Raw genomic sequence first — 17333 nt, 5'->3', positions numbered from 1 at the left:
TCATCTTTTAAACAGGATCTGAATAATTAGCAAGATCAAAAATAATCATATCCTGCCCTACTTTTTTAATTCTACTCCACTCCACACGCACTTCTTGTTGCCCTCGTTTGAACCCTCCCCATTTCCCAACAGGAATAATGAGCGCTTGAACTTTACCATCTCTCTCATCAATCTCTAAGTCCGCATGCCCAAGTACTCCCATTCTTTCCGCACGCTGTAAATCAACAATTTCTTTCCCGCTCAATTCACTTAATCGCATTCCATCCTCTCCTTATAAAACGTTCTAATTTGAAGATTTCTTTTATCCCGCATTAACAGGCAGTAAAACCCCCACCTCAAGATTGAGAGAGAAGCAAAGAAGATAGGTCGGGTATAACTGCCCGTAAATGCCCGATTGGTTCAACTAACCCTCAGTGGGGGAAGTTTCACTTTATATTAAGTACCTATTCTAGTCTTGTAAAAAAAATGCCTACCAGTTTTGCCCCCATGTATATAAAAAACCGTTTCTCCTTAATAAGAAACGGTTTCATAAACATATTTATTTTTTACTTATTCCTTTTGGAAGCTCTCCATTTGGACTAATAAGCGCTGCAGAAAACTCGTCTGTAAACATATTACGAATCAGCGTATCTACATCCGCTTTTGTAACCCTGTTTACACTTTCAATAATTTCATCTAAAGAGCGGTGTTTTTTCAGCAGCAACTCATTTTTACCATTGCGGCTCATACGACTATTTGTACTTTCTAAACTTAACATAAGATTTCCTTTTAGTTGCTCTTTACTGTTAAGTAATTCTTTTTCTGTAATTCCTTTATCTTTTAGTATATCTAGTGTTTGCTGAATAGTTTCGTACAGCGTATCTAGCTGCTGACTACCCGTTCCTCCGTAAATTGTTAACATCCCTGTATCTTCATAAGAAGAATGATAAGAAAATACAGAGTATGCTAATCCACGTTGCTCACGCACTTCTTGGAACAGACGGCTACTCATACTGCCACCTAAAATATTATTTAATACAATTAAATTATGAATATTTTCGTCACCCATCTGTAATCCATTAAATCCTAAACATAAATGAGCTTGTTCTGTTTCTTTTTTGCGCGCTACTTTATTCGGGTGAAAAACAGGCTTATGTACTTGTTCGCGATTTGTCGTTCCTTCATAATTTCCAAAATATTGTTCGACGATTTGAACAAAGGATTCGTCAATATTACCAGCGACGGAAACAACGACATTTTCTGGCGTATAATGATCTTTTATATATTGACGAAGCGTATCACCTGTAAATGTGTCAAGGGTTTGCTCTGTTCCTAAAATCGGATATGCTAGCGGATGCGTTTCATACGTCGCCTTCGTTAACATATCGTGAACAATATCATCTGGTGTATCTTCATACATTTTAATTTCTTCGAACACAACGTTCTTTTCTTTTTTCAATTCTTCTTCAACAAACGTTGAATTAAAGAACATGTCCGCTAAAATATCAAGTGCGTATTTCGCATGCTCATCTAATACTTTTGCATAGTAACATGTGTATTCCTTTGATGTAAACGCATTAACTTGTCCGCCAATGCTGTCGAAGGATTCTGCAATTTCTCTAGCACTACGTGTTTTCGTCCCTTTAAAAAACATGTGTTCTAAAAAGTGAGAAATCCCATTATTCTTTTCATTTTCATTTCGTGATCCCGCATGAATCCATACTCCAATTGCAACAGAACGTACTGTTGGAATATTCTCCATTACGATTCTTACTCCATTTTTACACGTATATTTTTTGATCAAATGCCTTCCTCCTATTGACAAATTCTCTGTAAAAAGTTTCTATTATATAATCATAACAAGTTTAACAGCGAATGTCATGCAAATGTGTTTAATCAATACGCTTTTCGTCTACTAAAGCTGATACATTCCCTATCGTATACCCTCTCTCTTTTAGCTTTGAAATCAATGTATCAAGTGATTCTGCTGAAGAAGAAGTAGGATGCATTAAAATAATGGCACCGGGATGTACTTTACTTAACACTCGCTGTAGCAACACATGCGGTTCTGGTCGTTTCCAATCAATTGTATCTACCGTCCACATAATCGTTCCCATTTTTAGTTTTGCAGCAGTATGGACAACATCATCACGAAAACTACCACTTGGCGGTGCAAACCAGCGTACCTTTTGATTCGTCGCTGCTTCAATGACTTGATTCGTTTTTTGCAATTGTTCATAAATTGCATCAACCGACAAAGTGCTCATATCAGGATGCGTATACGAATGATTTCCCACTTCCTGATTTGCATCTGCGATCATTTTTGCAAAACGCAAATTTTCTTTTACCCATCTTCCTTCTAGAAAAAAAGTTGCTGTAACCTGATGTTTTTGCAGTACTTCTAACATCCGAGAAAGATATTCGTTCCCCCAGGCAACATTAATAGTAAGCGCAACCATTTTTTTACTTGGATTCCCTCTATAAATAGGAGCGGGAGATAAATCTTCTAAATGCACTTGAGGCGATACCTCTCGATATACCAACTGTTTCTCATCAAAGCTACCCTTCCTCTTCATGTTATCATAGGAAGCTCTTATATCTACTGCTTTTCCATTGTAACCTGGCGTTGCTTTCCATACTTTATCAATACATGCATTTTGTGCTGGAATCGTATATACTTTCGCTTTTTCTTCAATCTCTTCGTACAAATGGTCTTTTGCATATGATATATGCGAAAAATGCTGAGCTGAGAACAATAAAATAACTATAAGTAAAATGATGCGAGTTTTCATAAAAGTACCCTCCAGTAAAATGAAACTTCTATCATTAGGCGTGCTGTTTAGTCCAATCTCACTTCTTCTCTTTCCCTAAATGCTAAGACTGGATTTACAGCTCGTTAAAGCAGAATAGTAAAAATCTCCTTTTCTTATCATTGTTAATTTAAACGTTCTCGTTAAAACTATACTCTGTTATATACAAAAAAACCTCGAGATATATCCCAAGGTTTTATACATAATAAAAAAGCCAAGGAATTCCTTGGCTTTTAGCTTATTCTTGTTCTTGCTTTGCTGCTTCTTGTTTTGCTGCTTCTTTTTCTTGCTCTTCTTTAAGCAATACTTTTCTAGACAAGTTTACACGACCTTGTTTGTCAATCTCGATAACTTTTACTGAAATCTCATCACCGATTTTCACAACATCTTCTACTTTGCCTACACGCTCAAGTGCTAGTTCAGAGATATGAACAAGACCGTCTTTCCCACTGAATAATTCAACGAAAGCACCGAATTTTTCAATTCGTTTTACTTTTCCTAAGTAAATTTCACCTACTTGTACTTCACGAACGATATCTTCGATAATTTTCTTCGCTTTTTCATTCATTTCTTGATCAATAGATGAAATAAAGACTGTACCATCTTGTTCAATATCAATTTTCACGCCTGTTTCTTCAATAATCTTGTTAATTTGTTTTCCACTTGGCCCAATAACATCACGAATTTTATCCGGATTGATTGTCATTGTAACAATCTTAGGAGCATATTGAGATAACTCTGTACGAGGCTCAGCAATAACAGATAACATATGATCCAGAATGTGCATGCGTCCAACTTTTGCTTGTTGCAATGCTTCTTCTAAAATTTCACGAGATAAACCTTCAATTTTAATATCCATTTGAAGTGCTGTTACACCTTTAGCTGTACCAGCTACTTTAAAGTCCATATCACCTAAGTGGTCTTCCATACCTTGGATATCTGTTAAAATTGTGTAGTGTTCACCAGACTTCACAAGTCCCATTGCAATACCAGCAACTGGTGCTTTAAGTGGAACACCTGCATCCATCATCGCTAATGTACTTCCGCAAATACTTGCTTGCGAAGTAGAACCATTTGATTCTAATACTTCTGATACGAGACGAACTGTATACGGGAAGTCTTTTTCAGATGGAATAACTGGCTCAAGAGCACGCTCACCTAATGCACCATGACCGATTTCACGACGACCTGGACCACGCATTGGTCTTGTTTCTCCGACACTAAAGGACGGGAAGTTATAATGATGCATAAAACGTTTTGATTCTTCTACACCAAGACCATCTAAAATTTGTACATCGCCTAATGCACCTAACGTACAAATACTTAGTGCTTGCGTTTGTCCACGTGTAAATAAACCAGAACCATGCGTACGAGATAAAATTCCTACCTCTGATGCTAAAGGACGAATTTCATCAGCTTTACGACCATCCGGACGCACTTTTTCAACTGTAATAAGACGACGTACTTCTTCTTTTACAATTTTATATAAAATCTCACTTACTTGTCCTAATGTTTCTGCATCAGCTTCATTCGCTTCATAATGCTCAATTACACGTTTTTTCACTTCATTAATTGCATCTTCACGTGCATGTTTCTCATGAACTTGGATAGCAGCAAGCATATCTTTTTCTGCCATTTCACGTACATCTTGGTTGATTGTAGCGTCAACTTCATACAGTTTAACTTCTGTTTTCTCTTTACCCACTGCTTGTACAATCTCTTCTTGGAAAGCGATTAAGCGTTTAATCTCATCATGACCGAACATAATTGCTTCTAACATTGTTTCTTCAGGTACTTGATCTGCACCTGCTTCTACCATGTTAATAGCATCTTTTGTTCCAGCAACAACAAGGTGAATATCACTTTTCTCTTGTTGTTCAACTGTTGGATTAATAATAAACTCTCCATCAATACGGCCAACTGTCGCACCAGCGATCGGACCTTCAAACGGAACATCTGAAATCGATAACGCTAATGAAGAACCAAGCATAGCTGCCATTTCTGAAGAGCAATCTTGATCCACACTCATAACGATGCTGACAACTTGCACTTCATTACGGAAGCCATCAGCAAAAAGAGGACGAATTGGACGATCAATTAAACGGCTTGCTAAGATCGCTTTTTCACTTGGACGACCTTCACGTTTAATAAAACCGCCTGGAATTTTCCCTACTGCATATAAACGCTCTTCATAGTTTACTGTTAGTGGAAAAAAATCTACATTTTTTGCCTCTTTTGATGCAGTTGCTGTAGATAGAACCGCTGTGTCGCCATATCTCACTAATACTGCTCCATTTGCTTGCTTTGCAAGCTGACCTGTTTCAATTGTTAGCTGACGACCAGCCAAATCTATCGAGAAGACTTGCTTTTCGTGACTCATTTAAGTACCCCTCTCAATTTAAAGTATTCAGTTCTTCTATGTAAATGAATAATATATCACAATATTCTTCCTCTAGTATTACCGAAAATTCAGTAAGCTATCAAGAGTCGAAGATATATTTTTACCTAACAAAAAAGCGGGAATATTCCCGCTTTTTTGACTATCGACGTAATCCAAGCTTTGTGATTAGTTCACGGTAGCGAGTGATGTCGTTGTTACGAAGGTAAGTAAGTAAGTTACGACGTTTACCAACCATCTTTAAAAGACCGCGACGTGAATGATGATCTTTCTTGTGAGTACGTAAGTGCTCATTTAGAGTGTTAATTTGCTCCGTTAGGACAGCAACTTGAACTTCTGGAGAACCAGTATCAGTCTCATGAGTTCTAAATTGTGCAATGATTTCATTTTTACGCTCTTGTGTTAAAGCCATCCTATTTCACCTCCTAAGTAATAAATCCCCAATTACCTAGCAAACGTCGGTGAGTCGTAATGCCAAGCAATGGTTATTTTAAAGTACATAAGATAGAATACTACTTTTCATTCGAAAAAGCAAGTATATTATTTGCACGGTTAAAATAATCTTCTGCTACTTTTTTATCTTTTGCAATTTGTGCAACTAACTCATTAATACCATTAAATTTCTTTTCTTCGCGAATTCGCATATGCCACTCTACAACAACAGACTCATCATATATATCACGCTGAAATTCAAAAAGATGCACTTCAATAGAAAGCTGCTTTTCACTTTCCTTAAAAGTCGGTTTATATCCGATATTACATACACCTTCATGCCACTCATCATTTACTTTCATTCGAACGGCGTATACACCAACAGGCGGTAAAAGATATTCATCATTTAGAGCAATATTTGCTGTCGGAAAACCAATTTGGCGTCCGCGCTTATCTCCATGAACAACTGTTCCTTCAACAGTATATGGTCTGCCTAAAATAGATGGTATTTGTTCCATTTCTCCATTGCGAATATGTTTTCGCAATAATGTGGAACTTACTTTTTCTTCTTGAAATTCTACTTTTTCAATCACGGTTTGTGTAAACTCCCCTCTTGCATGAAATGGCAAAGTTTCCATCGTCCCTTTTCCTAAACGTCCATATGAATAATCAAAGCCTGCTACAACATGCTGTACATTCAGCCCAATGATATAATCATCTACAAATTGTTGTGGCAATAGATTTGCAAATGCTTCGTCAAATTTCACAACATATAAAATATCAATTCCTAAACTTGCAATTACTTTTTCTTTACTTCGTAAAGGCGTAATATACTCTACATGCGCTTCCTTTTTCCCTAATACAACAGACGGATGTGGATGAAAAGTCATAACAGCACTTTTAAATCCTCGTTCTTCCGCCACCTTTTTTGCAGTATGAATGACACGTTGATGACCTAAGTGAATACCATCAAAATACCCTAATGCCATTACAGTAGACTCTATTTCCGCTTTATTTAATGCATGAGGATGAGTTAAATGAATGAGTTTCACGCTTGAATTCACCTTTTTTCTATAATAATCCTTCTAATTATTCATTATAGCTGTAATTCTTGATTATTCACAAGTACTTTCATTGGTTTCAACATCCCTGGACGTTTTGGATGATGCTCATAAATCGCTAAACAGCGTTTATTTTCATCAAAGACTGTAATAAATGGCGCGATCAATTGCTCTTTATTCGGTAAGAACATACCATTCTTTACTTTTTCTGCTTGTTCTTCATTAACAACTATTTTTGGAAACTTATGTAATGCTTCATCAATGGAAATAAAGATAGATTCCACTGTTCCATTGTGCACGTTTTGCTCAATTTCTTCAAATGATATGCAATCTTCTAAGTGAAACTCTCCTGATGCTGTTCGTACAAGATCTGACATATGCGCTGGAAATCCAAGCTTTTCCCCAATCATCACAGCTAATGTTCTCACGTATGTTCCTTTGCTACAAGTCACTCGAAAACGGAAGGAAACTGTTGCACCCTCAAACATCTCACGGTCATCAAGTAAAGTAAAGTCATGAATTGTAATTGTACGAACTGGACGCTCTACTTCTATTCCCGCCCTTGCATATTCATATAATTTCTTTCCGTTCACTTTTACAGCTGAGTACATCGGTGGTACTTGTTCAAGTGTTCCCGTTAACTCTGCTAATACAGATTCTACTTCTTTACGTGTAATAATACGATTTACAGCCTGTTTTTCAACAATTTCACCTGAAGCATCTTCTGTAGTTGTCGAAAAGCCTAGCGTGACTTCACCTTCATATGTTTTTGTTTCACTCGTTAAAAACTGTGCAATTTTTGTAGCACGTCCTACACAAATCGGTAATACACCTGTTACATCCGGGTCTAAAGTTCCTGTATGCCCTATGCGTTTCTCTCTTAATATTTTTCTTAACTTAAATACGCAATCATGCGATGTCATTCCTTTTGGTTTATGTAATAACACTACACCTTCCATATGTTCACCTCATTGTTATACTTTTGTATGTCAAATTTACTTCAGATTGAAAAAAATGGATAGACAAGTGTCTATCCATTATTCTTCACGTTTACCATCTTTATTAATTTCGTGTAAAAGCGTATCAATTCGATGACCATATCCAATCGATTCATCAAATTCAAAGGAGATTTCAGGTGTTTTACGAAGACGAATACGTTGTCCAATTTCGGAACGAATAAAGCCTTTCGCCTTTGCTAAGCCTTTTAACGTATTTTCCTTCTGCTCTTCGTCTCCTAAAACAGAAATATATACTTTGGCAATCTGTAAATCCCCACTTACTTGCACATCTGTTACCGTCACAAAACCGATACGTGGATCTTTAATTTTGCGACTGATAATTTCGCCTAATTCTTTCTTCATTTGCTCGCCCACGCGATTTGCACGTAGCTTCATAACTAATCACCTCATTCAATACCATTCCAATTGTGTTATCGTACGTTCAATCTCAGGAAATGAGTCAATATACTCAAGTACACGATTCATTTCTTTTTCGCAGACAACACGATTTGAGGATACGGAAACGATTGCAATTTCTGTACGTTGCCATACATCCTGGTGTCCAACTTCTGAAACAGATACATTGTAACGCTGTTTCACACGAGTTAAAATACGCTGTAAAATTGCTCGTTTCTCTTTTAAAGAATGCACATCATAAATCATACATTCGAATGAGAGCGAAGCGATAATCATCGCTTCACTTCTTCCATAATGTACGCCTCAATGATGTCCCCTTCTTTAAGATCATTATATCTTTCAATTGTAATACCACACTCATAGTTTTGTGCAACTTCTTTTACGTCATCTTTGAAACGTTTTAACGTATCAAGCTGTCCTTCGAAAATAACTACGCCATCACGAATGATACGTACGCCGCTATCACGTGTGATTTTACCATCAGTTACGTAACATCCTGCAATTGTTCCAACTTTCGTTACTTTGAATGTTTGACGAACTTCTGCTTGACCGATTACTTTTTCTACGAATTCAGGATCTAGCATACCTTGCATTGCTGCTTCAATTTCTTCGATTACTTTGTAAATAATACGGTGTAAACGAATATCAACATTTTCTAATTCAGCTGTACGTTTCGCGTTTACATCAGGACGTACGTTAAATCCGATTACGATTGCATTTGATGCAGAAGCTAAAATAATATCAGATTCTGTAATTGCACCTACGCCAGTATGGATGATTTTCACTTTTACGCCTTCAACATCAATTTTACGAAGTGATGCTGCCATTGCTTCTACAGAACCTTGTACGTCTGCCTTCACAATTAGGTTAATTTCTTTTACATCGCCTTCTTGAATTTGTTGGAATAAATCTTCAAGGCTTAGTTTAGATTTTTCACCGCGCTGTGCAAGCAATGCTTGTTGTGCACGTGATTCACCGATTTGACGTGCTTTCTTCTCGTCAGCAAATGCCATAAAGCGATCGCCAGCTTGTGGTACTTCGTTTAAGCCTGTAATTTCAACAGGAGTAGACGGACCAGCAACTTTTACACGACGACCAATATCATTTACCATCGCACGAACACGGCCGAATGATGTACCAACAACGATTGGGTCTCCTACTCGAAGTGTACCGTTTTGAACAAGTAATGTCGCGATTGTTCCTTTACCTTTATCAAGCTGTGCTTCGATTACTGTACCAGTTGCATAGCGATTTGGATTTGCCTTATATTCTTCTACTTCACTTACAAGAAGAATCATTTCTAATAAGTTGTCAATTCCTTCGCCTTTAATCGCAGCAATCGGTACGAAAATTGTATCGCCGCCCCAAGCTTCTGGAACTAACTCATATTCAGTTAACTCTTGCATTACGCGGTCTGGATTTGCTGATGGTTTATCCATTTTATTCACAGCAACGATAATTGGTACTCCAGCTGCTTTTGCGTGGTTAATCGCTTCAACCGTTTGTGGCATAACACCGTCATCAGCTGCTACAACTAGAATTGTAATATCCGTAACTTGCGCACCGCGTGCACGCATTGTTGTAAATGCTGCGTGACCTGGTGTATCTAGGAACGTAATTTTTTTGTCGTTTACTTCAACTTGGTATGCACCAATATGCTGTGTAATTCCGCCCGCTTCACCAGCAGTTACTTTTGAATTACGAATAGAGTCAAGTAATGTTGTTTTACCATGGTCAACGTGTCCCATAATTGTAACAACAGCCGGACGTTCTTTTAAGTTTTCTTCATCGTCTTGCTCGTCCATAAATGTTTCAAATTCTGTTTCACTAACAATTACTTCTTCTTCTACTTCAATACCGTAATCACCAGCAATTAGCTCAATTGTATCTTTGTCTAAATCTTGGTTAATTGTTGCCATGATTCCAAGCATAAAGAGCTTTTTAATAATTTCAGACGGCTCTTTGCTTAATTTTTTTGCCAATTCGCCTACAGCAAGCGTACCAGAGAAAGTGATTTTATCTGGCGTTTCTACCGTTTGCGTTTGTTGTCTTCCAGCAAAGTTTTCTTGACGTTTGTCTTGATTCCCTTTACCTTTTTTCTTATTCTTATTGCTATTCTTTTTGCTACGAACAACTTTTTCCTCTACTTCAAACTCATCTGCAACAGAAGGTTTTTCTGCTCCATCATTATATTGATTATCTAACTTGTTTACTACTTCATCATCTAACATCGCCATATGATTCGATACCTCAATATTCATTTCTTTTAGTTTTGTAATAATATCTTTACTTGAGATATTGTGTTTTTTTGCATATTCATATACTCGAATTTTACTCATACCTTCACCCCCGGTAAGTTGTATCGAGCATGCTAAGCAGCTTCTTAGCAAAGCCGTCATCTAACACCGCTACAACGACTCGTTCTTCTCTCCCAATCGCATGCCCTAACTCTTGTCGATTTTCGACCTTTCTCATTGGTACGTTGTAGAACGTTGTTTTGTCCGTAATACGCTTTGTTGTATTTGCTGACGCATCTTCAGAAAGCAATACGAGCTTTGCCTTACCGCCTCGAACTTCTTTTAAAACAAGCTCTTCACCCGATATAATCTTTCGGGCCCGATTAGCTAGCCCTAAAAACGATTTCCAATTGGACACTTACTTCGACTCCTTCTCAACAAGCTCAATTAGCTCTTCATAAAGAGAGTCATCAATTTTCGCTTTTAGGTGATGTTCCAAGACATTCTTTTTTTTCGCCTGAGAAATGCATTCTTTATCTTTTGACAAGTATGCACCGCGTCCTGATTGTTTGCCTGTTAAATCAATAGACACGACTCCCTCTTTGGAACGAACAATGCGAATGAGCTCGCGTTTTGATTTCATCTCTTGTGTTACAACACATTTTCGTAACGGAACTTTTCGATTGCTCACGTTCATCACCTCTATTCGATTTCGTCTTCAGCAGAATCGAATGCGATCATCATATCTTCTTCTGTTAAAAGTCCTAGTTGTTTCGCATCAGACTCACTTTTAATATCAATTTTCCAGGCAGTTAACTTCGCTGCAAGTCGTGCATTTTGACCACGCTTACCAATCGCTAAAGAAAGCTGATGATCTGGAACAATTACAGTGGTTGCTTTTTCTTCTTCGTTTACAAGCACTTTTACAACTTGTGATGGACTCAATGCATTTGCTACATATTCAACTGGATCATTTGACCAGCGAACAATATCAATTTTTTCACCTTTTAGCTCATCTACAATGCGTTGTACACGTTGTCCTTTCGGCCCTACACAAGAACCTACTGGATCTACATCTATGTTTTCAGAGTACACAGAGATTTTAGAACGATCTCCAGCTTCACGTGCTACAGAACGAATTTCTACAGTTCCATCATAAATCTCTGGCACTTCAATTTCAAACAGACGCTTTAAAAGACCTGGATGTGTACGAGATACATAAATTTGTGGCCCTTTTGTTGTTTTCTCTACTTTTGTAATGAAAACACGAATGCGATCATGCGGTTTATATTGTTCGTTTGGCATTTGCTCACTTACAGGTAAAAGCGCTTCTACTTTTCCTAAACTTACATAAATAAAGCGAGCATCTTGACGTTGTACAATACCAACCATAATGTCTTCTTCACGATCGCTAAACTCAGAATAAATAACGCCACGCTCTGCTTCGCGTACACGTTGCGTCACAACTTGTTTTGCTGTTTGCGCTGCAATACGTCCGAAATCTTTTGGCGTAACTTCAATTTCTAATACGTCGCCCTCTTGATAGTTCGGATTAATTTGTCTTGCTTTTTCAACAGAAATTTCAAGACGTGGATCAAATACATTTTCCACTACATCTTTACGCGCTAATACTTGAATAGTTCCAACTTCAGGGTTGAAGCTAACGCGAACATTTTGCGCCTGGTTAAAATTTCGTTTATAAGCAGAGATTAAAGCTGCTTCAATAGCATCAATAATAATATCTTTGCTTATACCTTTTTCTTGTTCTAATACGAGCAAAGCATCTAACAACTCAGTGCTCATGAGGATCCCCCTTCTTACTAAAACGTAACTGCAAGTCGCGCATTGGCAACTTTATCCATTGGAATTTGGATTTCTTTTTTACGTGTTTTAATTGTTAATAGTAATGTGATTGTTGTTCCATCGTACGCGAGTAGTTTTCCTTCAAACATTTTCTCACCATCGATTGGCTCATATGTTTTAATCGCAACTTGTTTTCCTACTGCTTGCTGGAAATCTTTTTCTTTCTTTAATGGACGCTCCGCTCCTGGAGAGGATACATCTAAAAAGTAAAGATGAGGAATTGGATCCTCTTTATCTAAAGCTTCACTTAATTGCTCACTTACCGCGCCGCATTCCTCAATATCTACTCCTGTATCAGAGTCAATGGATACGCGTAAAAACCAATCTTTTCCTTCTTTCACATACTCTACATCTACAAGCTCAAGACCAAGCTCTTCGACAATTGGCTGCGCAAGTGCTTCAACAATTTCTGTAACTTTCTTATCCATAAACAGCCTCCTTTCTGCCGCCATGTGCCGTCTGAAAGATTTCACTCTGCGTATAGTTAACCAACGCAGCTTATATATTCTTTCTCGTTAGCTAACAAAAGCCCCTGCCAATAAGCAGGGAATATCTGTCTTAGTATTACCAAATTTAAGAAGTAAAACTTGTAACAAAATATGTATATACGACAGCAGCGCCTCATCTATCATCTCGGCGCAGAAACATAGATAGTAACACGAAAGAGTGGGTTTCCCCACTCTTTTTTTTAAAAAAATATACATGACATGGTTATCTCGCTTACTAGTATATCATAGCAACCATGGTTTTGCAAAGACTTTTCCTGCCTATTAGAATAGAGATAGCTGGTTTTGATCCGGTAGTTCTCCTAAACAACCTTGACTGTCTAAATACTCAATAATTGTTTTTGAAATCTTACTGCGCTGCTGTAAATCCTCTTTCGATAAGAACTCGCCATTTTCACGTGCTGCTACAATATTCAGTGCAGCATTTGTACCAAGACCAGGTATTGCATTAAATGGTGGAATCAATGTATTTCCATCAATAATAAAATCAGTTGCACTCGAGCGATATAAATCAACTTTTTGGAATGAATAACCACGTTCACACATTTCAAGTGTCATCTCTAATACTGTTAGTAAACTTTTCTCTTTCGGCGATGCATCTAATCCTTTTTGCGTAATTTCATCAATTTTAGCGCGGATGGACGCTGAACCTTTTACCATCGCATCTAAATCAAAATCGTCTGCACGAACTGTGAAATATGCTGCATAGAACAAGAGTGCAAAATGAACTTTGAAATATGCAATACGCACAGCCATTAATACATACGCTGCCGCATGGGCTTTTGGGAACATGTACTTAATCTTTTTACATGAATCAATATACCATCCTGGCACATTATTATTACGCATTTCCTCTTCCCACTCTGGAGGCACACCTTTCCCCTTACGTACAGATTCCATAATTTTAAACGCTAAAGATGGTTCTAAACCTTGGTAAATTAAATATACCATAATATCATCACGACAACCGATTACTTCACTCAGTGTACATGTACCATCATAGATTAACTCATTTGCGTTTCCGAGCCATACATCTGTGCCGTGAGATAACCCCGAAATTTGGACAAGCTCGGAGAATGTGGTTGGCTTCGTTTCTTCTAACATTTGACGAACGAATTTTGTACCAAATTCCGGTATACCAAGCGTACCTGTTTTACAGTTAATTTGCTCTTCTGTTACGCCAAGCGATTCTGTACCTGAGAAAATTTTCATTACTTCTGGATCATCAGTCGGAATTGTCTTTGGATCAACTCCACTTAAATCTTGAAGCATACGAATAACTGTCGGATCGTCGTGTCCAAGTATATCAAGTTTTAATAAATTATCATGAATAGAATGGAAATCAAAATGTGTTGTTCTCCATTCTGCATCTAAAGAATCTGCTGGAAATTGAATAGGTGTAAAATCGAAGACATCCATGTAATCTGGGACTACGATAATACCACCTGGATGCTGTCCCGTCGTTCGCTTAACACCTGTACAACCCGCTACAAGACGATCCACTTCTGCTCCTCGTATCGTTAAATTATGATCTGATGCATAGCCTTTCACATAACCATACGCCGTTTTTTCAGCAACTGTACCAATTGTTCCGGCACGATATACATTATCTTCACCAAACAGCACTTTCGTATAGTTATGAGCGCGAGGTTGATATTCTCCCGAGAAGTTTAAATCAATATCCGGAACCTTATCCCCTTTAAAGCCTAGGAACGTTTCGAACGGAATATCATGTCCATCTTTTTTATATGCAGTTCCGCAGTTTGGACAATTTTTATCAGGTAAATCAAATCCAGAACCGACCGAACCATCATTAAAAAACTGTGAATGTTTACAATTTGGACAAACATAATGCGGCGGCAAAGGATTTACCTCTGTAATCTCCATCATTGTCGCAACAAATGACGAACCAACCGAACCACGTGAACCAACAAGATAGCCATCAACAAGAGATTTCTTTACTAACTTATGTGAAATCAAATAAATAACAGCAAATCCATGTCCAATAATACTTTTCAATTCTTTTTCTAAACGGGCTTCTACAATTTCTGGAAGTTCATCCCCGTAAATACTCCGCGCCATTTCGTAACTCATATCCCGCGTTTCATCGTCTGCACCCTCAATTTTTGGAGTGTAAAGGTCATCTTTTACAGGCCTCACTTCACCAATCATCGATGCGACTTTTTTCGTATTTGTTACAACAATTTCTTTTGCTTTCTCTTCCCCTAAGAAGGAGAAGCAATCCAACATTTCATCTGTTGTTCTGAAATATACAGGCGGCAATGAATGACGATTTAATGGGTTTGCTCCTCCTTGCGAACTTACTAAAATTTTACGATACATTGCATCTTCAGGATTTAGATAGTGTACATTTCCTGTTGCAACAACAGGCTTGTCTAATGTCTCACCTAACTTTACTAAGTTGGAAATAATTGTTTTTAATTGACCTTCATCACGAACGAGCTCAAGCTCCACCAAATGTCGTAGCACTTCTGGAGGCATAACCTCGATGTAGTCATAAAACTGTGCAACTTCCTCTACTTCTTCTGGTGCCTTTTGCATCATTGCTTCAAATACTTCGCCTTTATCACAAGCTGTACCAACTAATATACCTTCGCGATATTTCTTTAATAAAGAGCGCGGAATACGCGGTACACGGTAGAAGTATTGAAGATGCGCGTAAGAAACAAGTTTATATAAGTTCTTCAGCCCTTCATCCGATGTTGCAAGCAGCGTCACATGACTTGGACGTCCACGTTTATACGCATCACCTTGTCCCATACTGTCATTTAGCTGATCGTGATATTCAAATCCCTTTTCGATTACACTTTTTAGCATTTTCACAAGCAAATAACCAGTTGCTTCTGTATCATAAATGGCACGGTGATGTTGTGTTAATTCAATATCAAGCTTTTTACATAACGTATTTAAACGATGATTTTTCATCTCTGGAAATAAGAAACGCGCCAACTCTAACGTATCGATAACTGGGTTTTTCGTTTTTTCTAGACCACTTTTCTTAAATCCAACATTTAAGAACCCCATATCAAAGCTTGCATTATGAGCGACAAGTGTATGATTACCAATCCACTGTTCAAACTTTTTAAACACTTCTTCTACTTCTGGTGCATCCGTTAACATATCGTCTGTAATGCCTGTTAATTCGATGATTGTTGCTGATAAAGGTTGATGTGGATTTGCAAAGGATTCAAAACGATCGATAATTTCTCCGCCTTTTATTTTCACAGCAGCAAGCTCAATAACCGTATCATATACGGCTGATAACCCTGTCGTCTCAACGTCGAATACAACATATGTCTCATCAGCAAGTAGTCGATGTTCTTCATTATACGCAATTGGTACACCATCATTAACAAGGTTCGCTTCTACACCAAAAATCACTTTAATTCCCGCTTTTTTCCCAGCAGAATACGCCTCAGGAAAAGCTTGTGCAATAGCATGATCAGTCACAGCTACTGCTTCATGTCCCCATTTTGCCGCCTGACTCACAAGTGTAGATACAGATGTTACAGCATCCATTTGGCTCATCGGTGTATGCATATGAAGCTCTATCCTTTTTTCTCCCTCAGGTGCTTTATCTTTCCGAGACGGCCCTGTTATTTCGTTAATATCGTTTGCAATCATGACCAAGTCTCGAACAAACGTATCGTTTTGAACGGATCCACGCGCTTTTACCCACATTCCTTTTTTCAATGATTGCAAAAGCGGAATATCTTCTTTATCGCGTGAGAACATTTTAATCATAATGGAATCGGTATAATCAGTTATCTTTAATGTCAATAACGTACGCCCGCTTCGCAGTTCTTTCGTTTCAACATCAAATACATAACCTTGTACTGTTTTTCTTCTTTCCTCATCTTGAATTTCACGAAGTGGTGTAATTTCTTCATCAGGCTTAATGAGATAACCGAGTACAATCGGCCCCTCGTGTACAACATCACTTTCTTCCGCTTGTTTCTTGGCCATTTCTTCCATGGCTTGTATAACACGCTGTCGATCCTCTTGCTGTGTTTGTTCACGAAACTTTTGAACTTCCTCTTCATTTTGTTTTATATTTGTTTCTAGCTGAAAACGAGGAAATCCAAAAACTTCATATTGGTCTCCGACTGACTTCGCAAGATTTTTCTTTAGCGCCGTAGATTCTAAATCATTATTCACATCAAGTAACAACTTCACTCCGTTTACATGCGGAAGTTGCTTTTTTAAATACGCAAACATAGGCGAGAAAGTAATTCGATCTGTACAGAGCGGCCAATACGCCTTGACCTCTTCTTCCGTAAATTGCTTATTCTCTGTTTCTAGTGAAAATGACGTTTTTGCAATATGAGAAAATGACTGCTTAAGCTGTGTTTCAAGCAATTCATATAATTCTGTTGGTAAAATACGTGGTACTTGTAAATCAAAATGCCAACTCTTATTTGCTTTATCAACAACTAACCTTTGAATGCCACCACCTTGTAAATATTGATTGATAAGGTCTTCAGGCATTTGTAACTGTTGGAGCAAAATTTGAAATCGCTCTTGTTGTTCGTTTGTTAATGACATAAGCAACCTCCTTCCATCTGCTATTATAAATTGAAACGTTCCACAAAGAAAGAGAAGGTACCTCAC

15 protein-coding genes are annotated in these 17333 nt (G+C 37.8%); all 15 read right to left on the bottom strand.

What is annotated here, in order from left to right; genetic code table 11:
- Positions 1 to 7: 7 nt before the first annotated feature.
- A complete protein-coding gene (locus tag ACTDJC_RS04815) occupies positions 8 to 259 on the bottom strand; it encodes a YlmC/YmxH family sporulation protein (protein ID WP_429707437.1) in 252 nt (83 codons plus the stop codon).
- A gap of 279 nt (positions 260 to 538) precedes the next feature.
- Positions 539 to 1783, bottom strand: coding sequence for a M16 family metallopeptidase (locus ACTDJC_RS04810; protein WP_440602740.1), 1245 nt, complete (start codon positions 1781 to 1783; stop codon positions 539 to 541).
- A gap of 88 nt (positions 1784 to 1871) precedes the next feature.
- Complete coding sequence (locus tag ACTDJC_RS04805) at positions 1872 to 2771, bottom strand: polysaccharide deacetylase family protein (protein WP_440602739.1); 900 nt, start codon at positions 2769 to 2771, stop codon at positions 1872 to 1874.
- 256 nt (positions 2772 to 3027) lie between these two features.
- Positions 3028 to 5169 carry a polyribonucleotide nucleotidyltransferase gene (gene pnp, locus ACTDJC_RS04800; RefSeq protein ID WP_098309703.1) on the bottom strand — a complete coding sequence of 714 codons (2142 nt, stop codon included), beginning with the start codon at positions 5167 to 5169 and terminating at the stop codon, positions 3028 to 3030.
- Positions 5170 to 5329: 160 nt separating this feature from the next.
- Positions 5330 to 5599: a 30S ribosomal protein S15 gene (rpsO, locus tag ACTDJC_RS04795; RefSeq protein ID WP_020059143.1), complete on the bottom strand. Its 270-nt coding sequence runs from the start codon at positions 5597 to 5599 to the stop codon at positions 5330 to 5332.
- A 100-nt stretch (positions 5600 to 5699) separates the two neighbouring features.
- Positions 5700 to 6671, bottom strand: a complete 972-nt coding sequence (ribF, locus tag ACTDJC_RS04790; RefSeq protein WP_253630197.1) for a bifunctional riboflavin kinase/FAD synthetase — start codon at positions 6669 to 6671, stop codon at positions 5700 to 5702.
- A 44-nt stretch (positions 6672 to 6715) separates the two neighbouring features.
- Positions 6716 to 7639, bottom strand: coding sequence for a tRNA pseudouridine(55) synthase TruB (gene truB / locus ACTDJC_RS04785; protein ID WP_253630198.1), 924 nt, complete (start codon positions 7637 to 7639; stop codon positions 6716 to 6718).
- Positions 7640 to 7717: 78 nt separating this feature from the next.
- Positions 7718 to 8074 (bottom strand): 30S ribosome-binding factor RbfA, encoded by a 357-nt coding sequence (gene rbfA / locus ACTDJC_RS04780; protein ID WP_035428960.1) that lies wholly within the window; start codon positions 8072 to 8074, stop codon positions 7718 to 7720.
- Between the two features lie 15 nt (positions 8075 to 8089).
- Positions 8090 to 8371: a DUF503 domain-containing protein gene (locus tag ACTDJC_RS04775; protein ID WP_098309700.1), complete on the bottom strand. Its 282-nt coding sequence runs from the start codon at positions 8369 to 8371 to the stop codon at positions 8090 to 8092.
- A complete protein-coding gene (gene infB, locus ACTDJC_RS04770) occupies positions 8368 to 10434 on the bottom strand; it encodes a translation initiation factor IF-2 (protein WP_253630199.1) in 2067 nt (688 codons plus the stop codon). The genes ACTDJC_RS04775 and infB overlap by 4 nt, the downstream gene beginning before the upstream one ends.
- Positions 10435 to 10438: 4 nt before the next feature.
- Positions 10439 to 10750, bottom strand: coding sequence for a YlxQ family RNA-binding protein (locus tag ACTDJC_RS04765; protein WP_020059149.1), 312 nt, complete (start codon positions 10748 to 10750; stop codon positions 10439 to 10441).
- Entirely contained in the window at positions 10751 to 11023 is a 273-nt protein-coding gene (gene rnpM, locus ACTDJC_RS04760; RefSeq protein WP_020059150.1) for an RNase P modulator RnpM, read from the bottom strand. It abuts the gene before it with no gap.
- Between the two features lie 11 nt (positions 11024 to 11034).
- Positions 11035 to 12135: a transcription termination factor NusA gene (gene nusA, locus ACTDJC_RS04755; protein ID WP_098309698.1), complete on the bottom strand. Its 1101-nt coding sequence runs from the start codon at positions 12133 to 12135 to the stop codon at positions 11035 to 11037.
- 17 nt (positions 12136 to 12152) lie between these two features.
- Positions 12153 to 12623: a ribosome maturation factor RimP gene (rimP, locus tag ACTDJC_RS04750; RefSeq protein ID WP_154711812.1), complete on the bottom strand. Its 471-nt coding sequence runs from the start codon at positions 12621 to 12623 to the stop codon at positions 12153 to 12155.
- 342 nt (positions 12624 to 12965) lie between these two features.
- The gene (locus ACTDJC_RS04745) at positions 12966 to 17267 is read right to left on the bottom strand and encodes a PolC-type DNA polymerase III (RefSeq protein WP_440602738.1); all 4302 of its coding nucleotides are present in this window, start codon (positions 17265 to 17267) and stop codon (positions 12966 to 12968) included.
- Positions 17268 to 17333 lie beyond the last annotated feature (66 nt).

The organism is Bacillus sp. GB_SG_008, assembly GCF_052038115.1.
Lineage (GTDB): Bacteria > Bacillota > Bacilli > Bacillales > Bacillaceae_G > Bacillus_A > Bacillus_A rhizoplanae.
Note: the sequence above shows the minus strand (reverse complement) of the source record. Positions and strands in the feature narration are given on the sequence as shown.